Source organism: Collinsella aerofaciens, from assembly GCF_040915545.1.
Classification (GTDB): domain Bacteria; phylum Actinomycetota; class Coriobacteriia; order Coriobacteriales; family Coriobacteriaceae; genus Collinsella; species Collinsella aerofaciens_BE.
Genome location: NZ_JBCPDH010000016.1, coordinates 1 through 24,865, shown reverse-complemented (window position 1 = coordinate 24,865; position 24,865 = coordinate 1). Strand labels below are relative to the sequence as shown.

Annotated in this window: 24 protein-coding genes; 8 read left to right on the top strand and 16 right to left on the bottom strand. The window is 59.8% G+C overall.

Annotation, left to right across the window (positions count from 1 at the left end; genetic code table 11):
* Positions 1-43: 43 nt before the first annotated feature.
* The 4 genes from AB5202_RS06445 to AB5202_RS06430 all read right to left on the bottom strand — a co-directional run bounded on the left by AB5202_RS06445 (position 44) and on the right by AB5202_RS06430 (position 3,433).
* Positions 44-1,381 carry a glutamine synthetase family protein gene (locus tag AB5202_RS06445; protein WP_260699204.1) on the bottom strand — a complete coding sequence of 446 codons (1,338 nt, stop codon included), beginning with the start codon at positions 1,379-1,381 and terminating at the stop codon, positions 44-46.
* A 134-nt stretch (positions 1,382-1,515) separates the two neighbouring features.
* On the bottom strand, positions 1,516-1,887 hold the full coding sequence (locus tag AB5202_RS06440; protein WP_195621797.1) for a HepT-like ribonuclease domain-containing protein: 372 nt from the start codon (positions 1,885-1,887) through the stop codon (positions 1,516-1,518).
* Positions 1,874-2,368 (bottom strand): type II toxin-antitoxin system RelB/DinJ family antitoxin, encoded by a 495-nt coding sequence (locus AB5202_RS06435; protein ID WP_215693114.1) that lies wholly within the window; start codon positions 2,366-2,368, stop codon positions 1,874-1,876. The genes AB5202_RS06440 and AB5202_RS06435 overlap by 14 nt, the downstream gene beginning before the upstream one ends.
* Before the next feature lie 42 nt (positions 2,369-2,410).
* The gene (locus AB5202_RS06430) at positions 2,411-3,433 is read right to left on the bottom strand and encodes a LacI family DNA-binding transcriptional regulator (RefSeq protein WP_368143943.1); all 1,023 of its coding nucleotides are present in this window, start codon (positions 3,431-3,433) and stop codon (positions 2,411-2,413) included.
* 235 nt (positions 3,434-3,668) lie between these two features.
* On the opposite strand from AB5202_RS06430, the gene AB5202_RS06425 reads away from it, so the two are divergent.
* Positions 3,669-4,703 carry a PfkB family carbohydrate kinase gene (locus AB5202_RS06425; RefSeq protein ID WP_368143941.1) on the top strand — a complete coding sequence of 345 codons (1,035 nt, stop codon included), beginning with the start codon at positions 3,669-3,671 and terminating at the stop codon, positions 4,701-4,703.
* Between the two features lie 254 nt (positions 4,704-4,957).
* A complete protein-coding gene (eda, locus tag AB5202_RS06420) occupies positions 4,958-5,599 on the top strand; it encodes a bifunctional 4-hydroxy-2-oxoglutarate aldolase/2-dehydro-3-deoxy-phosphogluconate aldolase (protein ID WP_055286010.1) in 642 nt (213 codons plus the stop codon).
* A gap of 392 nt (positions 5,600-5,991) precedes the next feature.
* Here the strand turns inward: eda and AB5202_RS06415 are convergent, their stop codons facing one another.
* Positions 5,992-6,684 (bottom strand): GntR family transcriptional regulator, encoded by a 693-nt coding sequence (locus AB5202_RS06415; RefSeq protein ID WP_368143940.1) that lies wholly within the window; start codon positions 6,682-6,684, stop codon positions 5,992-5,994.
* Between the two features lie 501 nt (positions 6,685-7,185).
* Here AB5202_RS06415 and AB5202_RS06410 point away from each other — a divergent pair.
* Positions 7,186-8,277 carry an ATP-binding protein gene (locus AB5202_RS06410; protein WP_215693124.1) on the top strand — a complete coding sequence of 364 codons (1,092 nt, stop codon included), beginning with the start codon at positions 7,186-7,188 and terminating at the stop codon, positions 8,275-8,277.
* Positions 8,278-8,525: 248 nt separating this feature from the next.
* Here the strand turns inward: AB5202_RS06410 and ilvD are convergent, their stop codons facing one another.
* Entirely contained in the window at positions 8,526-10,304 is a 1,779-nt protein-coding gene (gene ilvD, locus AB5202_RS06405) for a dihydroxy-acid dehydratase (RefSeq protein WP_349099913.1), read from the bottom strand.
* A 108-nt stretch (positions 10,305-10,412) separates the two neighbouring features.
* Positions 10,413-10,592, bottom strand: a complete 180-nt coding sequence (locus AB5202_RS06400; RefSeq protein ID WP_205217223.1) for a GntT/GntP/DsdX family permease — start codon at positions 10,590-10,592, stop codon at positions 10,413-10,415.
* Here AB5202_RS06400 and AB5202_RS06395 point away from each other — a divergent pair.
* A complete protein-coding gene (locus tag AB5202_RS06395) occupies positions 10,591-10,953 on the top strand; it encodes a FadR/GntR family transcriptional regulator (RefSeq protein ID WP_349099914.1) in 363 nt (120 codons plus the stop codon). The two genes, AB5202_RS06400 and AB5202_RS06395, sit on opposite strands and share 2 nt — an antisense overlap.
* A gap of 99 nt (positions 10,954-11,052) precedes the next feature.
* Here AB5202_RS06395 and AB5202_RS06390 read toward each other — a convergent pair whose 3' ends face one another.
* The 7 genes from AB5202_RS06390 to aspS form a co-directional block, all read right to left on the bottom strand.
* The gene (locus AB5202_RS06390; protein ID WP_349099915.1) at positions 11,053-13,002 is read right to left on the bottom strand and encodes an FAD-dependent oxidoreductase; all 1,950 of its coding nucleotides are present in this window, start codon (positions 13,000-13,002) and stop codon (positions 11,053-11,055) included.
* A 102-nt stretch (positions 13,003-13,104) separates the two neighbouring features.
* Entirely contained in the window at positions 13,105-13,305 is a 201-nt protein-coding gene (locus AB5202_RS06385; RefSeq protein ID WP_117634210.1) for a hypothetical protein, read from the bottom strand.
* Between the two features lie 175 nt (positions 13,306-13,480).
* Complete coding sequence (gene feoB / locus AB5202_RS06380) at positions 13,481-15,808, bottom strand: ferrous iron transporter B (RefSeq protein ID WP_368143939.1); 2,328 nt, start codon at positions 15,806-15,808, stop codon at positions 13,481-13,483.
* 122 nt (positions 15,809-15,930) lie between these two features.
* Positions 15,931-16,152 carry a FeoA family protein gene (locus tag AB5202_RS06375; RefSeq protein WP_006234774.1) on the bottom strand — a complete coding sequence of 74 codons (222 nt, stop codon included), beginning with the start codon at positions 16,150-16,152 and terminating at the stop codon, positions 15,931-15,933.
* 39 nt (positions 16,153-16,191) lie between these two features.
* Positions 16,192-16,434, bottom strand: a complete 243-nt coding sequence (locus AB5202_RS06370) for a FeoA family protein (protein WP_230308372.1) — start codon at positions 16,432-16,434, stop codon at positions 16,192-16,194.
* A gap of 188 nt (positions 16,435-16,622) precedes the next feature.
* Complete coding sequence (locus AB5202_RS06365; RefSeq protein WP_022094361.1) at positions 16,623-16,871, bottom strand: HPr family phosphocarrier protein; 249 nt, start codon at positions 16,869-16,871, stop codon at positions 16,623-16,625.
* Between the two features lie 307 nt (positions 16,872-17,178).
* Entirely contained in the window at positions 17,179-18,966 is a 1,788-nt protein-coding gene (gene aspS / locus AB5202_RS06360; RefSeq protein ID WP_368143938.1) for an aspartate--tRNA ligase, read from the bottom strand.
* Positions 18,967-19,222: 256 nt separating this feature from the next.
* Between aspS and serB the strand changes: the two genes are divergently transcribed.
* The 4 genes from serB to AB5202_RS06340 all read left to right on the top strand — a co-directional run bounded on the left by serB (position 19,223) and on the right by AB5202_RS06340 (position 22,225).
* Complete coding sequence (serB, locus tag AB5202_RS06355; protein WP_368143937.1) at positions 19,223-19,858, top strand: phosphoserine phosphatase SerB; 636 nt, start codon at positions 19,223-19,225, stop codon at positions 19,856-19,858.
* 114 nt (positions 19,859-19,972) lie between these two features.
* Positions 19,973-20,755: a nickel pincer cofactor biosynthesis protein LarB gene (gene larB, locus AB5202_RS06350; protein ID WP_368143936.1), complete on the top strand. Its 783-nt coding sequence runs from the start codon at positions 19,973-19,975 to the stop codon at positions 20,753-20,755.
* A 10-nt stretch (positions 20,756-20,765) separates the two neighbouring features.
* Positions 20,766-21,683 carry a nickel pincer cofactor biosynthesis protein LarC gene (larC, locus tag AB5202_RS06345; RefSeq protein ID WP_368143935.1) on the top strand — a complete coding sequence of 306 codons (918 nt, stop codon included), beginning with the start codon at positions 20,766-20,768 and terminating at the stop codon, positions 21,681-21,683.
* 2 nt (positions 21,684-21,685) lie between these two features.
* Positions 21,686-22,225 (top strand): TetR/AcrR family transcriptional regulator, encoded by a 540-nt coding sequence (locus AB5202_RS06340; RefSeq protein ID WP_368143933.1) that lies wholly within the window; start codon positions 21,686-21,688, stop codon positions 22,223-22,225.
* A gap of 280 nt (positions 22,226-22,505) precedes the next feature.
* Here the strand turns inward: AB5202_RS06340 and larD are convergent, their stop codons facing one another.
* On the bottom strand, positions 22,506-23,237 hold the full coding sequence (larD, locus tag AB5202_RS06335) for a D/L-lactic acid transporter LarD (protein WP_368143932.1): 732 nt from the start codon (positions 23,235-23,237) through the stop codon (positions 22,506-22,508).
* 49 nt (positions 23,238-23,286) lie between these two features.
* A complete protein-coding gene (gene larA / locus AB5202_RS06330) occupies positions 23,287-24,564 on the bottom strand; it encodes a nickel-dependent lactate racemase (RefSeq protein ID WP_022093875.1) in 1,278 nt (425 codons plus the stop codon).
* Between the last annotated feature and the right edge of the window lie 301 nt (positions 24,565-24,865).

Genomic DNA, 24,865 nt, shown 5'->3' with positions numbered 1-24,865 from the left:
TCCAAGGAAATGAGCTCAATCGTACTGGAACAAGCCAGCGCGATTAGGAGTTCGCCAGATAGTGCTTAATCTCCCACTCGGTGATCGTGGACTCAAACTTATGCCACTCGTCGCGCTTCTTTTTAAGGAAGAAACTGTGGATGTGCTCGCCGAGGGCATCCTTCATAAACTGCGAGTCCTCAAACACGTCGAGCGCCTCTTTGAGCGAGCGCGGCAGCGGCGTGTAACCGGCCTCGAGCATCTGACGGTCGGTGAGCTTGAGCGTCTCGGCCGTTGCCTCGGGCGGAAGCTCCAGCTTGCGCTCGATGCCGTCCAGACCAGCCGCCAGCGTGACGGCGTTGACCAGGTACGGGTTGGCCATGGGGTCGGGACTGCGCAGCTCGATGCGCGTAGACAGCTGCTTGCCGGGCTTGTAGACCGGGATGCGGACCATACTCGCGCGGTTGCGCAGGCCCCACGTGGCGTACTGCGGCACGGAGTCGCCGCCCGTGGTGATGCGCTTGTACGAGTTGACCGTGGGGTTGGTGATGGCGCTAATCTCGCGCGCGTGCGCCAGGATGCCGGCCATGTAGTGCTTGGCGACGTCGGAGAGATGGTACTTCTCGTCGCCCTCGCCCCAAAAGACGTTATTGCCGTCGTGATCGAACAGCGACTGGCACAGGAACATAGCGCTGCCGTCCTCGCCTGCCAACGGCTTGGGCATAAAGGAGGCGTGGCAGCCGCTCTCGTAGGCCTGCTGCTTAATGATGAGTTTGGCCGTGGTGATGGCGTCGGACATGCTCAGGGCCTCGGCGTGGCGCAGGCTCATGCCGTGCTGCGAGCGGCCGGCGGCGTGGAAGGTATACTCCACGGGCACGGACATCTTCTCGAGCGTGAGGACCGTGTTGCGACGCAGGTCGCGGGCGGCATCGCTCACCGAAAGATCGAAGTAGCCCACGTTGTCGAGCGGCTCGGGGGTGTGCTCGTCGGGGAAGTAGTAATACTCCAGCTCGGCGCCCACGTTGAGCAGGTAGCCAGCCTTCTCGGCCTTGCGGAACATGCGGCGCAGGGCATCGCGCGGATCGCCGGCGAAGGGCTTACGGTCGGGGGTGCACACGTCGCAGAACACGCGGGCGACGCCGTTGTGGCTCGGGCGCCACGGCAAAATCTGGAAGGTCGAAGCATCGGGAAACGCCAGCATGTCGGCTTCCTCGGGCGTGGCAAAGCCCTCGATGGCCGAGCCGTCAAAGCCAATACCCTCCTCAAAAGCGACCTCGAGGTCCTCGGGGCTAATGGCAAAGTTCTTGAGGCGGCCGAGAATGTCGACAAACCACAGACGCACAAAGCGGATGTCACGCTGCTCTACGGAGCGGAGTACGTAATCGATGTTCTGCTGGTTCATGTCGCTCCCCTTTCTTTCGGGCGGGTTTCGACTGGTCTATATCGCAGATACTATCGCAGAAAAATGTTTCCGCAGGGTTAAAGCGTATCAAGCGCTCAAAAAACGTGTGCGAACAGGCAGTTGCGAACGAGCGGCTAGCGTTCAGATTCGGAGACAATTTGTCTACAGGCTCGTTCCAGCGCAGGGAACTCCATCGTCACTGCATCCCAAACAACCGAGCGGTCGACATTGCCGTAATCATGCGCAAGATAATTTCTCATGCCGATAATTCCACGCCATTCAATTTCGGGATGAAGCCGCTGCGAGCGTTCCGACAATTTGCCCGCTTCTTCCGTCACCCTAAGCGCACACATCAAAAGGGAGTCCGCCAACGCCCTCGTCCGCACGTCATTCGCATGCAGAAACTGGTCCTCGGTGATATCAAAAGCCTTGATGCGCTCGTTCGTTTCGGAGATGGCCTCCAAAACCTCTTGGGCGCGAAGGCTGTCTGACTTACGCGCGATCATAAAGGATCACTCCTTCGCGCTCGATTACCGCGGCAAGTTCGTCATCAAGATGATCACTAGAGACGAGATCAACCTGCCTCCCGGTTTCTTTGCGCACCGCCTCGCCAAACGCCGACAGCGCAAAAAGACCAAAGCCCTGCTCGCGATCGACTTCGAGACGCAAGTCAATATCACTATCGGCATGCGCCTCGCCACGGGCATACGAACCAAATAGAATCACGGTTTTGATGGCGGGAATCGTGCTGGCTGCCTCGCGGACGGCGGACTCAATCTGGGCAGTATCCAAAATGCCCGCCGCGGCGCTTTCGCTCGCAGAGCTTTTACCAAGTGAAGGAACAAACGGCAGAGAGCGCTCGCGCAGCATCTGCCTCATAAACATATTGACCGCAACAGACGAAGTCATGCCAAGCTCTTCGCACAGTTCGGCAAATGAGTCTTTAATTGACGAGTCCACTCGCACACTCAGCACAGACGCAGCCATGGATACCTCCTGTATGACATTGTCTATATATTATCATACAGACTAGCGCGAGGTCGAAGCGCGGTGTTCGATGTGGCCGGGGATCTCGATGCGCTTGGGGGCGAGCTTTGCGGCATCGCCTACCGTAGTGGTAACGACGTCGATGCGCTCGGACAGACGCTCGACTACGCGCTCGGCAATGGTGAGGGTGTCCTGCGCGGCCGTGGTCACGCCGCCAAAGAGCACGTGGTTCCAGGGGTAATCGTCAAACGTCGAGATCTTAAGACCGGCCGGCAACGAGGGTCCCAACTGTGCCAGCGCCTCGGTCAGACGCAGGAAAACCAGGCCGTTGACGGCAATGAGGCCGAGCTTTTTGCCGGCATAGTCGCGGATGGTCTCGTCCAAGCGACCGACGCCCGTGGCGCCCCCGTCGGCCAGGGTGACGACCTCGCCCGCAAGGCCGCGGTGCGAAAGCTCGTCAGTAAAGGCCTTGGCGCGCTCGCGACGGACGGGGCTGTCGTCGCTTGCCTCGGTGAGCAGGCACAGGCGCTCGCTGCCAGCGGCGGCCAAGGCGTCTACCAAGCCGGTGACCAGCTCACGGTTATTAGATGTCACCAAGTCGATGCCGCCGTCGGCAACATCGCGGTCGAGCAGCACAACGGGCAAGCGTCCCGCGGCAGCGGCGATCGCCTCATCATTGCCTCCGCAGGTGTTGACGACCAGGCCGTCCACGCCGGCATCGATAAGTCTGGTGAGCGACTCCGCTTCCTTAGCGGAGTCGTTGCCACTAATGGCCGTCATGAGCGAGCAGCCGCGCGCAGCGGCGCTGGCGGAAAGTCCTTCGAGCATGGCGCTCGAGAACGGGTTGGCGATGTCGGCCAGGATCACGCCGATGAGGTTGGCGCGCGAGCTGCGCAGATTGCGTGCGGCGGCACGTGGGCGATAGCCGGTGCGCTCGATAACCGCCGCGATGCGAGCGCGGGTTTCCTCGGTCATCTGCCCGGGGCGGTTGTTGAGATAGCGCGAGACCGTGGCCGGGCTCACGCCCGCCTCGGCGGCAATGTCCTTGATTCTCATCTGCGCCATGGCGCACCCCGTTTCCCAATTGTCAGCAGTCTGAGCCATTTTAGGCATTTTTTTAAAAATCTCGCTTGCAAAACGCTGTAGGTGAGTATACTACAACTCGAAACGAAACCGATTTCGTAAACCGATTTCGGCGAGCGTTGGCACGTAGGTGCAAAGATGTACCCTACCGTCTTGGCACCTCCGTGCCAACGCCATATCAAAGGTGTACGCACGAGCAAGAAGGAGCTGCGCAACCATGGGTAAAACGGTTCTTACCTTCGGCGAGATCATGATGAGGCTCTCGCCCAAAGACCATCTGCGCATTGAGCAGGCGACCGAGTTTGATGTCCGCTACGGCGGCGCCGAGGCCAACACCGCGCTTTCTCTGGCCTACCAGGGCGACAAGGCCGCTTACGTCTCCGTTGTCCCGGCCAACCGTCTGGGCGAGTGCGCTCTGCGCTCGCTGAAGGCCTACGGCGTCAACACCACGCGCGTCGTGCGTCAGGGCGACCGTCTTGGCTGCTATGTGTTTGAGGTCGGCGCCTCGCAGCGCGGCAACGGCTGCGTCTACGACCGCAAGTTCTCTGCCATCAACATGGCCAAGCGCGACGTCTTTGACTGGGACGAGATCCTCAAGGGCATCGATGTCTTCTATTTCTCCGGCGTGACCCCCGCCGTCTCCGATGAGATGGCCGCCGCCTGCAAGGAGGCGCTCGCCGCCTGCCGCGCCAAGGGCATCACCACCGTGTGCGACGTGAACTATCGCGGCAAGATGTGGTCGCCCGAGAAGTCGCAGGTCACCATGAAGGAACTCCTGCCGCTCGTCGATATCTGCATCGCCAACGACGAGGATGCGCCTGCCGGCCTCGGCATGACCTGCGTTTCCGGTTCCCTTGCCCACGGCATCGAGGAGCGCGACACCTATGTCGAGATGGCCCGTCAGATCTGCGCCAAGTACGGCTGCAAAAAGGTCGCTTCGGTCGTTCGCAACATCTCCTGCGTCGAGCGCTCCATCTGGATGGGCATGCTCTTTGACGCCGAAAGCGGTGAGCACTGGTTCTCCCCTGCTCACGACGTACACGTGCTCGAGGGCGTTGCCGCCGGCGACGCTTTCAACGCCGGCCTCGTCCATGCCCTCATCAACGACTTTGACCCGCAGGACGCCGTCAACTACGCAATTGCAGCCTCGATCCTCAAACTCACCATCAAGGGCGATTCCAACCTGGTGACCGCCGACGAGATCGCCGCTGTGGCCAACGCCGCCGACGGTGGCACCCGCGTCGCCCGTTAATTCGTTCCCCATTCCGCGGGCCGCAGCTTTCCAATCCCATACCCCTGCGGCCCGCTCCCCAATTCCTCCGGTCGGGCAAAACCACCAGTCCCATTCCGGTTTTGCCTGGCATTCCCTACATGACTGGTCGAGCAGCCGGTTTTGGAATTGCTTGAACCCCAAGCAGTGCCTCCGATAACCAATCCAAAATCGGCTCCTGACCAGCATATTTGGCAATCATGCGCCCATGCGCGCCATACATCGAAAGGAACATCATGTTCGATCAGTTCTACACCACGCTTGAGTCCCTGGGCATCGTGCCGGTCGTCGTGCTCGACAAGGTCGAGGACGCCGCCCCGCTCGCCCACGCCCTTATGGCAGCTGGCATGAAGTCCGCCGAGGTAACCTTCCGCACCGCCTGCGCCGCCGAGTGCATCGCCGCTATGGCCGAGGCCGAGCCCGAGATGTGCGTTGGTGCCGGCACCGTCCTGACCGTCGAGCAGGTTGAGCAGGCCCGCGCAGCCGGTGCCAAGTTCATCGTCTCCCCGGGTTACAACGAGGACGTCGTGAAGCACTGCATCGACATCGACCTGCCCGTCCTTCCCGGCACCGTGACCCCCTCCGAGGTCACCGCCGCCGAGAACCTGGGTCTTAAGGTAACCAAGTTCTTCCCCGCGTCCCAGTATGGCGGCCTGAACACCATCAAGGCCCTCGCCGCTCCGTTTGTCGGTCACCGCTTTATGCCTACCGGCGGCGTGAGCACCGCCAACGTCGAGGAGTACCTGAGCTCCTCTGCCATCATCGCCTGCGGTGGCACCTGGATGGTCAAGCCGGCCCTGTTTGCCGACGGCGACTTCTCCAAGGTCGAGCAGATCGCCCGCGAGGCCATGGACGTCGTCAAGAAGGTCCGCGGCTAGGTTTAGCTCTCTATCGTGAAAGGGGGCGTGCCCTAGACCTCGCCCCCTTTCTTTTAAAACGGCTCGGAAGCGCGCCGTTTCCGTCACGAACAAGAACCAAAACCGTCTTGTATGCTGATAGAACGTGACGGAAGCGACACGCCCCCGAGCCGCTTTACTTACTCGGTTGGCAACCACGCCCAGTTGAGCCACATCGACAAAAACCGAGCCATCAAAACAGCTGCGGCGTCACCTGGAGGAATGGACCCTTGTTTCCGGTCTTTTCCTCCAAGCGGCGCCGCAGCTTTTTCGTGCCCCGATGTGCCCCGTCACTTGCGGTGGAATACGGACTGCCTACACCATCAGAGCCGCAAAACAATCCCTATTTCACCGCAACTAAATAAAGGGACAAATTAGATGGCCGAGTCTTTGGACAGCTCAAAATAGTCGGGATGCAAGGCGATAACCGGGCCCTGCTCCTCGGGCATCAGGTGCAAGTGCGTCTCTGCCAGATAGCTCGCCGTGTCGGTATCGCCCCTCTTAATGGCCTCGAGAATCCGGCGATGCTGCCGACGAATCGGCTCCCAATCCAGGTCCTGCGACACCATACGCAACCAGTTGTATCGCTCAAAATGTGTGTTGATGCTCTTCATCCAATCCCACAACATGTGACGACCGGCAATCTCAAAACACGTCTCATGGAACAGGTTATCCAGGTCAAAGAAGCGGCGCGTTTCGCCATGGTCGAGCGACTCGGACTCGGCAAGAATCTGCTCGAGCCGATGCTTTTGCTCGGGCGTAGCAGCCGAACAGCATTTAATAAGCACGCTTCTCTCGAGCTTCTCGCGCAAGAAACAGGCGTTCTCGGCGCGCTCCATGCTGATTTTTGAGACATAGGTGCCGCTTTTGGGACGCGTTTCCACCAGCTCCTGCTCACGCAGGCGCACAAAGGACTCGCGAATGGGCGTGCGCCCGATTCCCGTCTCCTTTTCCAGACCAATCGCCGAAAGGCGCGTGCCGGGCTTGAGCTCGGCATAGATAATCTTGGAGCGTAATGCGTTGTATGCCTGATCTTGCAGGCTCTGATAATGCTGGTGCTGTTCCATAAAGCCCTCGGATAAACCCTCGGTTAGTCGAATACCACCATGCAATACTATCGCATCGACACGCCCCAGCTCCCAATCAGTCTTTTTGGGACGGGGCTCTTTTAGCTACCCTGGCCCGCAGATCGGCCCCCTTGCCACAAAAGTGGCCCATCTACTACGTTAACACGGACAGCCTCGGCCATACCGAAAACCGTGAAAACAAAACCGCAGGTAGGCAGCTTGTCGATTTTCGAAAAAGCCGGCTATGGTTGACCTCTGCGGCTTAAACGTAGTAGATAGGCCCTATTCGTGGCACAGCACCACTCCATCCCAAATTGGCACCCCGAGCCCTCGTGAGTTGCCAACAAGCTGTTCGACCAGCGCTTTATCCGCGCGGCATTTGGAAAATAGCACCACCGCAAAACCCGCGAGTAGCGCTTACTTTGCTATATCTCACTATATTTTGCTATATCTTGCTATACTTTGCTATATCTTGCTATATCTTGAGCAAAGGTGGCTCACATGCAAACAAACCCTTTTAAGCCCACAGCAGGTAAAACACCTCCCACGATTATCGGCCGCGAAGATGTACTTGAAGAATTCAGTGAAGGCCTCACCAACGGGCCTGGTGCCCCTGGGCGCCTAATGCGCATAGCCGGCGTCCGTGGAACGGGCAAGACGGTCCTCCTTGACGAGTGCTCACGTTTGGCGCAAAGCCGTGGCTGGACGGTCATAAAAGAGGTCGCAACCGAGGGACTTTGCCAGCGCATTCTCGAACAGCTGCAGCCCAAATTCCAGGCCAAACACGCCAGATTTGAGCCCACCGTAGCTGGCATATCCATCGGCAGCATAGATATTGAGCGAATCGGCCCATCGCTACGCGACGCCATGAGACAGACAATATCCAAGAATGGAAATGGCCTGCTCATCACTCTCGACGAGGTTCAAGACGCAGAGCTCGATGAGGTCCGAACGCTCTCCATTGCGATTCAGCAGGTTATCGGAGAAGACCTTGATATCGCCTTTGTTTTTGCTGGGCTGCCTTCGATGATTGAAAGCATCATCAACGGAAAGACACTTACGTTTTTGCGCCGTGCCCTCCCCTTTGATCTGAAGGCTGTGGCAGTAACCGAAGTGTCGTACTCCCTCGAGGAAACCATTGAAGCGTCTGGCATGGAGTTGCAGCCAGGTATTGCCGGCCAACTTGCCGAGGCAACGCAAGGCTATCCTTTCATGATCCAACTCGTTGGATACTACGCATGGCAGTTGGCAAGACGTGCACATACAGCGATTATTGGAGAAGAAGAAGCCGAGCGTGGCATTGCAACGGCACGCGAACGCTTCTGCGCCATGGTGATTGAGCCCGCGCTGCGGCGCATTCCGCCCACGTGCATCGCTTATCTGCTGAGCATGGCGTCTTTGGGGCAGACGAGCTCGACTAGCATGGTTGCCGATGGCCTAAACAAAACGCCTCAACAGGTGAGCTCCGTCCGCAGCCGCCTGTTAAGAGAATCGATTATCGAGGCCCCCTCGTACGGCAAGGTCTCATTTGCCATCCCCTACATGCGCAATTACCTCTACGAACACAAAGCCGAACTGGAAGTTGAACTGTAGAAACGGCAACTGCCCTGCAAGACGAAAACCGTTTTCGTACGGATTAAAGCAGACGTAAACGATTTTCGTCTGTTTTACGTTCGGAAATAAGACGCAAATTGCACTTTCGTATGGTTTTACGCCAAACGCAACACGCTTTCGTCCGGCCATGCGTCCCCAATCCAGACGAAAAAGGCCCCGAGCTCGTGTGAGCTCGGGGCTCTTTGTGCCGCACATCTATGAGAGGAGAAATTCGATGCGTACGTGCGCTACTCCATGTAGCCACCCTGAATGGCGGAAACTGCATGCTCGGTAAAGAACTTGAGCGTGCCGGAGGTGTAACGATTAGCCTTGGGCTTCCAAGCGGCTCGGCGCTCGGCCAGGACGGCGTCGACCTCGGCCGGCTCCATCTCCTTGCCGGCGATGCCCACGATGGACAGCGAGCGCTCGGGGATGTTGATTCGGATCAGGTCGCCTTCCTCGATCAGGGCAATCGGGCCGCCCACGGCAGCCTCGGGCGAAACATGACCGATAGCCGGGCCCTTGGAGGCGCCGGAGAAGCGGCCATCGGTGATCAGGGCAATGCTTGCGCCCAGCTCGGGGTCGCTGGCGATAGCCTCGGTGGTGTAGAACATCTCGGGCATGCCGGAGCCCTTGGGGCCCTCATAACGAATGATGACGGCATCGCCGGGCTTGATCTCGTGCGTCAGGACGGCGTGGATAGCGTCCTCCTCACAATCGAACGGGCGAGCCTTAAGCGTGGCCCGGAACATCTCGCGCGGAACAACCGTGTGTTTGACGACGGCACCCTCGGGGGCAAGGTTGCCGTGGAGGATGGCGATAGAGCCGTCGGTACCAAAAGCCTGGTCAAACGGGCGAATAATGTCTTCGCGCTTGAGGTTCCACTTCTCCAAGTAGCGGCCGCACTTCTCGTAGTAGCCGTTGTTCTTAAGGTCCTCGAGGTTTTCGCCGAGGGTCTTGCCGGTGACGGTCATAACGTCGAGGTGAAGCATCGACTTGATCTCCTCCATGATGCGCGGCACGCCACCCGCATAGTAGAAGAACTGCGCCGGCCACTCACCTGCGGGGCGAACGTTGAGCAGGTAGTGGGCGCCACGGTGCAGGCGATCGAAGTCGTCGGCGGACATCTCGATGCCAAACTCGCGGGCAATCGCGGGGATATGCAGCAGCGAGTTGGTGGAGCCCGAAATGGCACCGTGGACCATAATGAGGTTCTCGAAGGACTCCTTGGTCACGATGTCGCGCGGGCACAGGTTGTGTTCGGAGAGCCACACGGACTGACGGCCGGCCTCGCGCGCAAACTCACGCAGATCGGAGCTGGTTGCGGGCAGCAGGGCCGTGCCGGGGAGCATAAGGCCCAGGGCCTCGGCGGTAACCTGCATGGTCGACGCGGTGCCCATAAACGAGCAGGCACCGCAGCTGGGGCATGCGTTGTGCTTGGCAAACTCAAGCTCCTCGCGGGAGATCTCGCCGCGCTCGTAGCGGGCAGAAATCGCGCCGAGCTGTTCCAGGGTCAACAAATCGGGACCGGCATCCATGACACCGCCGGTAACGACGATGGAGGGGATGTTGATGCGGCCCATGGCCATGAGGTTCGCAGGCAGGCCCTTATCGCAGCTGGCGACAAAGACACCGGCGTCGAACGGGGTGGCCTTGGCATGGATCTCGATCATGTTGGCGATCATGTCGCGGCTGGGCAGCGAGTAGTTGATGCCGTCGTGGCCCTGTGCCTCGCCATCGCAGATATCGGTGCAGAAGTAACGGGCACCGTGACCGCCAGCCTCGGCAACGCCAGCACGAACCTCCTCGACCAGCTCAAACAGGCCAGCAGAACCCGGGTGCGAGTCGCCAAACGTCGACTCGATAATGACCTGTGGCTTGTCCAGATCCTCGATCGTCCAGCCGGAGCCCAGACGCAGCGGGTCCATCTCGGGGCTGATGGTGCGAAACTTGCCGGAACGCGGCTGCAGTTTGGCAACCAGGTCGGCGGCCTCCTGCTGAATCTGTGCTTTGGTCTTCTCGTCCATGATGTTCTCCTCTTTTGGTTTGAACGGTTGTACCAATCGTTGGTTAATGAATCAGGTGTAAATGGGTACCGAGCGATGCACTCGGCGGAAGATGCTTAGCTACGCGAACTAGGCGAAGAACGAAATCACCAGGGCGCAGGCAAGACCCGAAAGGCCGATGAGCGTCTCCATAACGGTCCAGGACTTGAGGGTTGTCTTCTCGTCAATCTCCAGGAACGAGGAGCACATCCAAAAACCGGCATCGTTGACGTGCGAGAGGGCCGTGGCACCGCCGCAGATAGCACGCATGGCGGCCGAGCACGCAACCAACGACCAGGTCGTCTGTATCAAAGAGCTCTGCGACGAATCCGAGCGCCTGGCCGAGGCCGGTGAGGATTACTCCGCCGCCGACACCGCGTTCCACAATGCCATTGCCGAGAGCTCCGGAAACCTCGTCGTTCCCCGCCTGATGGGCGTGTTCAAGGCATCCGTCCCCCTCTTTATCGACGTGACCGGCAAAAAGCTCGTCGAGGAAACTATCCGCATGCACCGCGATGTGGCCGACGCCATCGCCTCGCGCAATCCCACCGCCGCGCACGACGCGATGTATCTGCACCTGGTGTATAACCGCAACATGATTGCGGAGGGAGCAGAAGCAAAAGGCATTTAGGGCCCGACAATAATCTTTCTTTGGCAAAACGCAGGCGGCGGCTGCCCAACACACAGGGCAGCCGCCGCTTTTTGCAATCGATTGGTGCAAAGGGGTTGACTAGAGCTCGCAGGCAACCTTATAGCCATCGCCGATGGCATCGCGGATGTTGCCACACTTCTGGGCATCGCCCAGCACGTGGACAGCAATGCCAGCTGCAACCAGGTCGTCGGCCAGCTTGGTATTGGGACGATAGCCCATGGCAAGCACCAGCGTATCGGCATCGGCGATGGTGTGGACCTCTCCGTCCTTCTCGTAGCTGATGGCATCCTCGGTAATCTCGGTCACCTTGGCCTCGGTCAGCACGTGGACGCCCTTTGAGAGCATGCGCGTGATGAGCACCGCGCGACCGGCGCCGCCCTCGTTGGCGGCGAGCGTCTTGGTCATCTCGATGACGGTGACATCGCGATTGGCCGGCGAGAGGTCGTTGACCAGCGGGGCCAGGTAATCGGCCGTCTCGCAGCCGACGGTGCCGCCGCCCACAATAACGATCTTCTTGCCCGGGAAAGCCTTGCCGCCCAGCAGATCGTCGGCCGTCATAACCTGCTTAAAGCCCTGCATGAAGGCCGGGGCGATGGGCTCGGCGCCATAAGCCAGGACAACCTCGTAACCCGCGTAGTCACGCTGAATGTCCTCGGCAGTAAGCTCGGTGCCAAATACGCACTTCACGCCGGCCTCGGCCAGGCGACGGTACTGATACTTGATCACGCGGGTGAGTTCCTGCTTTGCCGGCGGAACGGCCGCGATACGCATCTCGCCGCCCGGCTCATCCTGCTTGTCAACGAGCACCACGTTGTGTCCGCGCTTGGCGGCAATGTAGGCAGCCTCCATACCCGCAGGACCAGCGCCCACAACGAGCACGTTCTTAGCCTCGGCGGCAGGCTCGTAGCCAGCCTCGTCGCGCTCCACGTCCGGGTTGACGGTGCAGGAGATGCGCTTGCCGAACATGATGCCGTTCAGGCAGCGCAGGCAGCCAATGCAGGGGCGGATGTCGTCGGCGTTACCGGCAGCGGCCTTGTTGCAGAACTCGGCATCGCACAGATTGGCGCGGCCCATCATGCAGATGTCGGCGGCACCGTCCTCGATCAGTTCCTCGGCGATCCAGGCCTCGTTAATGCGTCCGACGGTGGCGACGGGAATGTTGACGTGTTTTTTAATCTCACGCGAGCAGGCAGCGTGCGAGGCCTGCTGGGTACCGGCGGCGGGAATCGCGGAGCCACGCTTGATGGTGGTGCCGCCTGACACATGAATCATGTCGACGCCGGCCTTCTCCAGGCGACGCGAGACGTAGATCATGTCGTTGAGGGTCAGGCCGCCATCGGTGTACTCATCGCCCGAGATGCGGACGTCGATGATGAAGTCCTTGCCACAGCGCTCGCGAATCTCGGCGATGACCTCGAGCAGGAAGCGCATGCGGGCGTCGAGAGAGCCGCCGTACTCGTCGGTGCGCTTGTTGTAGAGCGGAGTCAAAAAGCCGCCGAGCATGCCGTGGGCGTGCGCTGCATGGACCTCGACGCCATCGACGCCAGCCTTCTGCATACGCACGGCGGCGTCGCCAAACTGGTGCGTGAGCTCGTGGATCTCATCAACCGTGATGGGGCGCGGTGCCTCGCGGGCGTAAGACGGGCCCACAAAGGACGGAGCGATCAGGCGAGGCGTGCCCGGAATGTTAAAGGCCATGTAGGCGGGGTGGAAGAGCTGCGGCATGATCTTGCAGCCATACTCGTGGACGGCCGCGGCGAGCTTTTCCCAGCCAGGGATAAACGTGTCGTCGTAGCAGCACATGTCACCCGGCAGATAGGTATAGGTAGGCTCGACCGTCACGACCTCGGTGATGATCAGGCCAACGCCGCCCTTGGCACGGGCACGGTAATGATCGACCAAGTCGTCGGTCACGTAGCCATGATCGGCCAGGTTCGTGGACACCGGCGGCATAAAGACGCGGTTCTTGACCTCGGTCGTACCGACCTTAATCGGGCTAAAGAGCATCGGATAGGCGGATGACTCCATACAGGCTTCCTTTCGTTTAAGCCGCTCGGCGGCACTTGCAGACGTACTTATCGTATCAGCAACTGCCGCATCCGCAGTCAAACATACCCAAACGCCGGTCGGCTAATGAATACCGCGGCCCAAGTCTTCGGCAATTTTGTCTACGCCCTTAAGCGCGGCACAAGTCTTTTTGTTGGAGCAATGCCCCGTGCAAACGCCACCCTGGGCGCAGTCGGCGCAGGTGCCCTTGCGGTAGATGCGCACGCACACGGCGACAAACGCAATACCGATTACAGCCAGTACAACAATATCGATAGGTGCCATAGCAAGCCTCCTCTAGTTAACCACCACTTACTTTACCCCATCCTCCACCTACCAATAAGGGACAGATTTATATTGGTCGGTTTTATCTGCGGAAACGTCACATCTCCCCCACCAAAAAGCCCGAGTGTCGCTGGGACACCCGGGCTCGTGGAAAGGGGTCAATCCTTAGTCGGACTTAAGCGGAAACTGCGGCGGAAGCAGTGTTGGTCTCGTCCTCGTCGGTCCATGCATGCTTGGGCATGGGACGGAAGATCTGGAAGAGCACCGCAACCAGCAGCACGATGGCCACAATCGTCCAGATACCAAACTGTCCAAGAACAAGCAAGTTGTAGAACTGGTTGATGAACAGGCCGATCACCCAAGCGAAGGCGCACTCGTAACCGATGGCGATCGCAGTCCACTTGCCGGAATCCATCTGGTTGCGGATGGTGCCAATGGCGGCAAAGCACGGAGCGCACAGCAGGTTGAAGGCGCCGAAGGCAACGCAAGCGCCCATGGTGGGGAACATGCCGGCAAACGCGGTCCACAGGCTCGGGTCGGTCTCGCCCGCGTCGGCGACGGACAGCAGCGAGCCGGCGGTGGCGACGACGTTCTCCTTGGCGACGAGGCCAGAGACAGTCAACGCGGTGGCCTGCCAGGTGCTAAAGCCGAGCGGGGCGAAGATCCAAGCGACCAGGTTGCCCAGCATGGCAAGCACGGAGTAGTCCATAAACTCCTCGGGGATGCCGTCCATCGCAGGCAGGAAGCCAAAGGAACCGTTATAGCTACCAAAGTTGGAGAGGAACCAAACGACGACGGTGGACGCAAAGATGACCGTGCCGGCCTTCTTGATAAAGGCCCAGCAGCGCTCCCACACGTGCAGCGCCCAGGAACGGATCGCCGGGAAGTGGTAGGCAGGAAGCTCCATGACAAACGGGGTCGGACGGCCGGCGAAGAGCTTGGTCTTCTTGAGCATGAGGCCCGAGGCGATGACGGCAAAGACGCCCAGGAAGTAGAAAAGCGGGCTGATCCATGCGGCCGTGGTGGAAGAATCGCCAATGATGGAGCCCATGAGCAGGGCGATGATCGGCAGCTTGGCGCCGCAGGGGATGAACGTGGTGGTCATGACCGTCATGCGGCGGTCCTTCTCGTTCTCGATGGTCTTGGTGGCCATGACGCCGGGGACGCCGCAGCCTGAGGACACGAGCATGGGGATGAACGACTTACCGGACAGGCCAAAGCGGCGGAACACGCGGTCCATGATAAAGGCGACGCGGGCCATGTAGCCGCAGTCCTCCAGGAAGGACAGCATCACGAACAGCAGGAACATCTGCGGCACAAAGCCGAAGATGGCGCCCAGGCCGCCAACGATACCGTCGCAGACCAGCGAATCGACCAGGCCACCGTCCTCGGTGCCACCCGCCACGAGGGCGTCGTGCACCATGGTGGTGATACCCGGGACATAGGGGCCGTACTGTGCCGGGTCGACCGAGTCGGCGTCGTCACCCGCGGCCTCGACAGCCTCATCGTAAGCATCGCGGCCCTGACCGAGCACATACCAACCGTCGGTGCCAAAGAGCTGATCGTTGGTGAAGTCGGTCACCGTTCCGCCCAGGGTGGAAACGGCGATGTAGTACACGCAGAACATGATGACCACAAAGATCGGCAGGCCCAGGATACGGTTGGTAACCACACGGTCGATCTTCTCGGAGGTGCTCATCTTGGCCGGGGCCTTGGTGAGGCACTCATCGATGATGTGCGCGATGACGCCATAGCGCTCACCGGTGATGATGGACTCGGCATCGTCGTCGCAGTCCTGCTCGCACTGGGCGACCAGCTCCTCCACGCGAGCGGCCTTCTCCTTGGTGAGGTTGATGAGCTTGCAGGCGTCTGCATCACGCTCGAACAGCTTGACGGCGTAATAGCGACGCTTGTTAGCGGGAACGCTCGCCGGAAGGTTATTCTCGATGTGCGTTAGAACGTCCTCGATGGAGGAATCGAACTTGTGCTCCGGCACCTGGCCCTTGGAAGCAGCGGACTTCTTAACCTGCTCGAAAAGCTCCTTGATACCCTTGTTCTTAAGGGCCGAGATCATCATGACCGGGCAACCGAGCTTCTTGGAGAGCTTGTCCGTGTCGATCTTATCGCCGTTCTTCTCGACCAAGTCGGCCATGTTGAGGGCGACGACTACGGGCAGGCCGGTCTCGATAACCTGAAGCGCCAGGTACAGGTTGCGCTCGAGGTTGGTGGCATCGACAACCTGGACGACCACATCGGGCTCGCCGCTCATGAGATAATCGCGCGAGCATTGCTCCTCGGGGCTGTAGGGGGAAAGCGAGTAGATACCAGGGAGGTCCGTGATGGTAACGTTCTTGTCGCTTAGGAGCTTGGCCTCCTTTTTCTCAACCGTGACGCCGGGCCAGTTGCCAACGTAGCCGTTGGCGCCGGTGATCAGGTTGAAAAGCGTGGTCTTGCCGCAGTTGGGGTTACCCGCCAGTGCGACATGGATCTGAGAATCCGCCATTCAATCCTTCTTCCTTATGTGCCCGCGCTGCTTTCTCCGCACGGGCTGGATAATGTGCTTCAAAGTGCTGCATTAAGTTAGAAAAACCTAACTTTATCTGCAGAAATATACGCCGCAAGCCCCTACTGGACCTCGACGACGGCCGCCTCCTCCTTGCGGATGGAAAGCTCGTAGCCGCGCACGTTGATCTCGACCGGATCACCGAGCGGCGCAACCTTCACGACCTTGAACGAAGTGCCCTTGATGAGCCCCAGGTCCATAAGGTGGCGGCGAAGCGCACCCTCACCGTGAAGCTTGACGATGGTAGAGCTCTCGCCCACCTTAACGTCACCCAACGTCTTCATCCTCTTGTCCCCCTTTCGGTTTTTATGAAATGCTGCAGACTAACCGACGGTCATGATGTGCATGGCAACCTTGGAATCGATGCCAAAGCGTGCGCCCAGCACCGTGACGATGATATTGGCACCACTCGAGCTCACCACGTGGATTTCGTTGCCCTCGACAAAGCCGAGGTCCTTGAGGTGGTGTTTCATGTCCTCATTGCCCTTTACACGAGACACGCGCACGGTTTCGCCCGCTTTTACCATCGAAAGCGGTATGGCCGGCATCTGCGGTCCGCAAGACATGAGTTGCTCCTAACGTCAGTTCGTCCTCAACATCGACGCGATAAAAGTTAACCACGTCTATGTTCGCTTTAGTAAACTAGCACGTGGTTAACTTTTTGGAAAGGGTCCCTATTCAGATTTCGAAAAAGTTTCCTATACGAAACAAAAGGGCGCGGCAAAGGACCATCCTTTACCACGCCCTGTCATGCTTAAAGCGAGAGATTTCTGATCGATGTGACACAGGAGGCCTCATCTACGCCCGAAACGCGGAAGATGATGTCCTCGCCGCACTCGCCGTAGAGAGCCATGAGTCCCATGACATCGCGGCCATCCGTGTGGCGGTCGCCGATGCTGACCGACACGTCGCTACGATGCTTGGCAATGATGTCATAGAGCAGCGCAACCGGGCGGGCATGTAATCCCAACGGATCTTTAATCGTCTTTGTAAACTCGACCATGTCCCCTCCCACGACATCGCACATTCGGCCGGCAAAACCCAGCCACGTGGTAGTTATTGTAGCGTTAGATGCTTGTTAAAGCCCGCCAGAAGGCTCAACCGGAAAGTGCGTCCCATTATTTGGCTGGATTCTGGGTCGCAGTTTCCGCTGAGCGACCCTGGCGGAAAGTACATCCCATTCTGGACGCAAATTCCGGGACGCAGTTTCCTCGACGTCCGGTCACCCCATGCCCTCACAACCTCGGCGCATAAAAAACGAGGGAAGGCACGCGTCCTTCCCTCGTTACGGGCAATATGTAGCCGCTTGCCTACATCAGGCGCAGGCTGACGTCCTTGAGCTGGGCGCCACTAACGGCACTCGGGGCGCCCGACATGAGGTCGGAGCCGCTGGCCGTCTTGGGGAACGCCATGACGTCGCGGATGGAGTCGGAGCCGGTGAGCAGCATGCACACGCGGTCCAGGCCCAGAGCGAAACCGCCCATCGGGGGCGCACCAAACTTGAGGGCCTCCATGAGGAAGCCAAACTGAGACTCGGCGCGCTCCTCGGTAAAGCCCAGGAGCTTGAGCATGGACATCTGCATCTCGGCGTTGTGGATACGCATACCGCCGCCGCCGGCCTCAAAACCGTCCATGACAAAGTCATAGGTGCAAGAACCAGCTGCCAACGGGTCGGCCTCGATCTTGGCGATGTCGGTCTCGGTCGGCAGGGTAAAGGGCTGGTGCTCGGCTGCATAGGCCTTGCGGTCCTCATCCCAGTGGAACAGCGGGAAGTTGACGACCCACAGGAAGTCGTGGCCCTCGCGCTTGATCTCGAGCGCATTGGCCATGTGCGAGCGCATGCCGCCCAGGATCTCGTCAGAGAGCAGGCGCGGGCCGGCGGCGAACATCACAAGGTCGCCGGGCTCGACGTCCATGCGCTCGCGCAGAGCGGCCATCTCCTCGTCCGAGAAGAACTTGACGATGGGGCTGTTGATGGAGCCATCCTCGCGGAAGGCGATCCAGGCCAGGCCCTTGGCGCCAAACGTGGAGGCCACGCCGGCGAGCTTATCGATCTTGGCACGTGCCCAGGCACCGGCGCCCTTGGCGTTGATGGCCTTGACGACAGAGCCCTCCTCATTTGCGGCGGTCGCAAAGACCTTGAACTTGGAGTTGGCAAAGATGTCGGTCAGGTCGACCAGGTGCATGCCATAGCGGGTATCGGGCTTGTCGGAGCCATAGGTGTCCATGGCATCCCAGTAGTCCATACGACGCAGCGGCGTGGGCATCTCGACACCCATGCGACCGAAGGCATCGGCAAGAACCTCTTCGAGCGCGCTCATGACATCGTTCTGGTCCACGAAGGACATCTCGATATCGACCTGGGTGAACTCGGGCTGACGGTCGGCACGCAGGTCCTCGTCGCGGAAGCACTTGGCAACCTGGTAGTAGCGCTCGACGCCACCGACCATGAGCAGCTGCTTCAGAAGCTGCGGGGACTGCGGCAGGGCGTAGAAGTTACCCGGCTGGATGCGGCTGGGGACGATGAAGTCGCGGGCGCCCTCGGGCGTGGACTTGAACAGGGAGGGCGTCTCGACCTCCATGAACTCACGGTTGTGCAGCGCCTCGCGAATGGCAAAGGTGAAGTCGGAGCGCAGCTTGAGGTTGACCATCATCTCGGGACGGCGGAGGTCCAGATAGCGATAGCGCAGACGGGTGTCCTCGCTGGTCTCGATGCCGTCCTCGATCTGGAAAGGCGGGGTGACAGACGTGTTGAGCACCTCGGCGTGGTCGGTCAGGACCTCGATCTCGCCGGTCGCGAGCTTGGCGTTGGTGGTCTCCTCGCCACGGGAGCGCACGACGCCGTGGATCTTGATGGGCCACTCGGGACGCATAGTCTCGGCGATCTTAAAGGCGTCGCCGTCGGAGTGCTCGGGGTCGAAGGTGAGCTGCGTGATGCCCTCGCGGTCGCGAAGGTCGCAGAAGATAAGGCCGCCGTGGTCACGGCGACGGCTCACCCAACCGGTGAGGGTGACCTCTTCGCCCACGTTCTCGCGGCGAAGCTCGCCGCAGGTACGGGTGTGCATGGAATGCTCGTCGATGGGACGGGTCTGGCTCATACCAGTGATCCTCCTTTATGGATCTGTGCCGCCCCGTGTCGTTCCGGGCGGCGTCGTACAGATTTGCCCAGCCTGCGTAAACCGCGCAGCCAGACATGGCGTTCTATCTTATCGCACCTGTGTCGATGTGCCGCGGAAAAGTGGCTCCTGCCCAAAGACTTGACGGAGACGAAACAATTGACGCACCGCGGCCGTCGCCAACGCGCGCCACGTGCGACAATGTGCCCCAATACAACTGCACTCGGAAAGGCCCGCCATGACTGCACGCCTCATCGTTATGGATATCGACTCCACGCTCATCAACCAGGAGGTCATCGACCTGTTGGGCGAGGAAGCCGGCGTAGGCGAGCAAGTGGCGAAGATCACTGAGCGCGCCATGCGCGGCGAACTGGACTTTAAGCAGGCGCTCGAGGAGCGCGTGGGGCTGCTTGCCGGCTTGGATGAGAGCGTGTTCGAGCGCACGTTTGAGCGCGTGACGTTTACCCCCGGCGCGCTGGAGCTTGTGCGCTCGGCGCACAGCAAGGGCTGGAAGGTCGGCGTGGTAAGCGGTGGCTTTCACGAGGTCGCCGATAAAATCGTGGCTGCCGCGGGTATCGACTTTTGCCTGGCCAATCGTCTGGAGGTCGTGGACGGCAAGCTCACCGGTAAGTTGGCTGCCGACATTGTGACCAAGGAGTCCAAGCTCGTCCAGCTGCTGGACTGGGCAGTCGAGTGCGGTGTCGACATGGCCCACACCGTCGCGATCGGTGACGGCGCCAACGACATCCCCATGATTCAGGCCGCGGGCACGGGCATCGCGTTTTGCGCCAAGCCCAAGACGCGCGAAGCCGCCCCGTTTACCATCGACGAGCGCAACCTGATGCTCGCTATGGACATCATCCTGCGCGACTAGCCGATCCGTCTAACAATTGAATCAGTCTGTCCTATAGTTTCCGAACAATTTTGTCTTAGTGTTCGGAAACATACCCTTTGAGTGCTAGACTTTGCGCCGTCGAAGGGAACATATATGGATAAGCGAAATCTTGAGCAGTTGCTGAGCGATGTTGCCGACGGAACAGTCACCCCGGCCGTCGCCCTTACGCGCATCCAGACGGCTCCGACCGCCGATTTGGGCTTTGCGCAGCTCGATCTTTCGCGCGGAGTGCGCCAGGGAGCCGGCGAGGTTGTCTACGGTGCCGGTAAAACCGCCGAGCAGATTGCTGCCATTATCAAAGCATTACTCGATGCAGACCAGAAGCGCATCCTGGTCACACGCTTGGATGCCGAAAAAGCCGCGCGCACCGCTGAGCTTCTCGACAACGACATCGACCTGGGATATGTCCTGGACGCACAGCTCGCCCTCGTGGGCGGCAAGCCCTCCCCTACCGGCAACGGACGCATTGTCGTCGCCTGCGCCGGTACGAGCGACCTGCCCGTCGCCGAGGAAGCCGCATTGACGGCCGAGTTCTATGGCAACGAGGTCGACCGCCTCTACGACGTGGGTGTCGCCGGCCTGCACCGTCTGCTCGCGCATGCCGAGGAGCTTGCTCAGGCGCAGGTGGTCATCGCCATCGCCGGCATGGAGGGCGCGCTGGCGAGCGTTATCGGCGGTCTGGTGAGCTGTCCGGTCATCGCCGTTCCCACCAGCGTTGGCTACGGCGCAAGTTTTGGTGGCGTAGCTGCACTGCTCGCCATGCTCAACTCCTGTGCCAGCGGCGTTTCGGTCGTCAATATCGACAACGGCTTTGGCGCCGCCTACCAGGCAAGTCTTATCAATCATCTGAGCGCCGGCACACCCCGCGCCCGCTAAGGAGCATTCCATGTCCAATCATCAGCACACGCTTATCATCGACGGCACCTCAGGCATCAGCGGCGATATGACCGTCGCGGCCCTGCTCGATCTGGGTGCCAGCGAGGAGCACCTGCGCGAACAGCTCGCCACACTGCCGGTCGACGGCTTTACGATCGCCGTCACGCGTGCAAACAAGCATGGCATCGACGCCTGCGATTTCGACGTCCAGCTTGCAGAGGGACTCGAGAACCACGACCACGATATGGCCTGGCTCTACGGCAACGAAGCAGCTGCCGAGCACACGCACGAGCATGAGCACCACCATCATGATCATGGCGAGCACGAGCACTGCCATGAGCATGACCATGAGGCCCACAGCAACGGCCATGACCACGAGGGCCATCATCACGCCCACCACCATCACCACCGTTCTTTGGCGGACGTCACCGCCATCATCGATGGCTCGCAGCTAAGCGATGGCGCCAAGCGTCGCGCCCTCGCCATTTTTTCCGTACTCGCTGCTGCCGAGGCCAAGGCTCACGGCAAAACGCCCGACACCGTCATGTTTCACGAGGTGGGCGCCGTCGACTCCATCGTCGACGTCTGCTCTGTCGCCATCTGCCTCGACGACCTGGGTATTGAGGACATCGTGGTCGAGTCGCTCTCCGAGGGCCACGGAACCATCCGCTGCGCCCATGGTCTCATGCCCATTCCCGTCCCCGCTGTCGTCAACCTGTGCCAGGCGGGCAATATCGCCCTCACGCCTACACCGGTCGCCGGCGAGCTCGTGACGCCCACGGGCGCCGCCATCGTCACCGCACTGCGCACGTCCGATCACCTGCCTGCCCGCTACCGCATTGAGGCCGTCGGCTACGGCGCCGGTAAGCGCCCCTACGAGGGTTGCACCGGTACGCTCCGCTGCCTGCTCGTTCACGCGGACGCATAGCCATGGATGCCCGCAAGGCAAAAAGCCGTGCTGCCATCGTTGCGGCGTTCTCCGAGCTGCTGCGCGAAGAGGACTACGGCAAGATCACCGTCGGCGACATCATCGCTCGCGCTCACGTAGGCCGCGCGACATTCTACGGTCTCTTTAAGAGCAAAGACGACCTACTGTCCCAGCTCGTGAGCGACATCTGCACCCACGCCCTCGACGACGATGGCATACCGCTCGACGACCCACTCGTACAGGTCGAGCATATCCTCAACAACCTCTGGGAACGCCGTCAGGGCGTACGGGCACTGGTAGCCGGCGCCGGCTCACGCGTCTTCGCCGACTGCCTCCGCAAGACCATCATGTCACGAGCAGCCGAAACCGTCCCCGTCGACCCCGCAGGCCCCGCCAGCACCATGGACCGCAGCTTTTTACTACACCACATAGCCTCAAGCTTCGTAGGAATGGTCCAATGGTGGGCCTGGCACAACTTCCAAGCAGCCAAAGCCGACGTAGCCAAAGACTACCTCTCAGCCATAAAGCCTCTCTTCAGATAGACGCCTCCTCCCAAGGCGTCATCCCTTCCCAAAGTATCGCCCTCATCTCAACGCCCCCCAACAGCAACAAGCCCCTCCCATCCAAATTCAGATATATGTTGAGTTGCTTGTTCCAACGCGACTAAGATCCCGCAGCCGGCCGCATGGGGTAACTTCCCAGCGCATTCCGCAGGACGAAAGAACCCCCGCCGCACGAAGTGCGCAGCGGGGGTTCTTTCATGTCCGAGGACGCGCTGGGAAGTTACCCCATGCGGCCGGCGGACAACTATGTAGCCTTGGACTAGAACATGCCCAAGAAACCATGCACAAACAGTGCGGCCAAAGCGGCACCGACAAACGGAGCAATGCCAGGAACGAGCAGGCCGTACTTCCAGTTGTTGTCAGCCTTGTTCTTGATCGGCAGCACCTGATAGGCCATGCGAGGACCAAGGTCACGGGCCTGGTTCATGGCGAAGCCGGTGATGCCGCCCATGCCCATGCCAACGGCCCAAACGATCAGACCGACGCAGATAGCGAGCATCAAAACGTTCTCGCCGGCACGGCTAGCGGTAGCCAGGATGGCGCTGATGAACACAAAGGTGCAGATGGCCTCGCAGAAGAAGTTGCGGGCATAGTTCGTGCCCTCGGTGGTGGGGTTGGTCGAGAAGATGTTGCGCTGGTCAATGGGATCGACGACACCATCGGAAGCCTTGAACTCATCGGCATACATAAGCCAAGCGATTACGGCACCCGCAAAGCCGCCGAGCATATCGGCAATCATGAAGGGAATGCAGCTGCTCCACGGCACCAGGCCTACGATGCACTGGGCAAGCACCATGGCGGGGTTCATGCACACGGCGCCGCCAAAGATAAACAGAGCGACCGAGATGCCAAAAGACCAGGTGGTGATGGCAAACATGTGGCCGGAGCCCTGATACTTGGTGCCCTTAAGCACGGTATCGCAGTGTACGCCCACGCCAAAGATGATCATGAGGGCCGTTGCGCCGAATTCGCAGAGGAGTTTGGTAAGCATAAAACCTTATCTTTCTTGTCGGTTATAAACGATTCGTTTGGGCCGTGCACTAGTGCTGCGCGACGACAACGCCCAGGCCATCGGGAATGACGGCAACCTTGGCATCGGCACCCTTCATCTCAAAGGCGAGCTTGAGCGCCTCATCGAGGGTGTTGACCGGCGTCATGTGCATATCCTTGATCATCTGGTGATCGCACAGGTCGGTGACCATGATCACAGGGTGATGCGCCAGGATGCGGGCAAAGATCTGGCTCGTCCACTGGTCGGGCAGGGTCTCGTCCTTAGGACGGTCGATGCAGGCGCGCTCAAACTCTGCCGGATCATTGTCGGCGATGTTGTGATAGAAGCCCTCGCCACCGTGACCGTCGGCACAACCGGCGACATCGATGATCACGCCGCCCTCGGGAAGTGTGGCCTCTGCAGAGCACATGCCCTTCACGGCCTGATAGATGTTCTGGTCGAGCGGGTAGCCGCCGTTGGTGGTGATGGCAATCTCGCACTCGACGGGCTCAACGCCGGCAAGGCTCTTCACGAACTCGCAGCCAGCCTCGTGCGCCTTGTGGATGTCGCCGGCAAAGGAGCCGATGACCTCGTGCTTGCCGTTGAGCACCACGTTGAGCACAAAGGCAAGGTGAGCCATCTCGGCAGCGGCAAACATGTCCTCGCTCACGTGGTTGTGGCACAGGTTGCCGGCACGCGAATGGGAATCGTTCACAAACTGACCGTTGTGGTTGTACATGATGGTCTTGTAGCTGGCGATGCCAGGCAAGACGGACTTGCGGCTACCAGAGAAACCGGCAAAGAAGTGCGGCTCAATAAAGCCCTCGGCAAGCAGCAGATCGCAATCGGCAGCAATCTTGTTGATGATGCACTCGCCGCCAGAAGGCAGGGTGCCGATCTTTTTCATCATGCTGTCATCGGTCGCGACGTGCATAACGATTTCCTCGTTGGCAACGATCTCCTCGCCGTACTTGTTGACGAGCTCCTCGTGCGTCGAAGGACGATGCATACCCGTAGCAACCAAAATACGCACGCGAGCCTCGGGCGCAGCGGAATGGATGTGATGCAGCAGAATAGGCATCGTCACACGCGAGGGAACGGGGCGCGTATGATCGGAGCTAATGATGACAATATCCTTCTTGCCAGCACAAAGCTCCTCGAGCGAAGGCGAGCCATAAGGGTTGGCAAGTGACTCCTCTACCAGCTCTTCCTGTGATTTCGTGGTCTTAAACTCGTTTTGATGACCTTCCATCACACCCGCGAAGTTCTTATCCTCGAGCTCCAGATGCAACGTCTTGTGGTCAAACGGCAGTTCACATTCAAACAATGACGAGCGCCCTCTTCCTTTCAACTGACACATTAGATAAACCGTTGGAAGGATACGCCGCTCACCGAAAAACACCACCGTCCACCGACTCATTAACACAACGTTCATATTTGACCCACAACAAAACGGCCGCGATCCCAAACGGGACCGCGGCCGCTACAGTCGTAAGGCGAGAAGCGCGCCATTCTTCTCCTCAGCTTTAATCCCAGAAGACCGAGGACGAAGGGACCCGATGGGTCTCCCTCTGAATGCATTCCGCAGCACGAAGCCCCCTTATCCGCAGCTCCGAAGGAGCAGGATA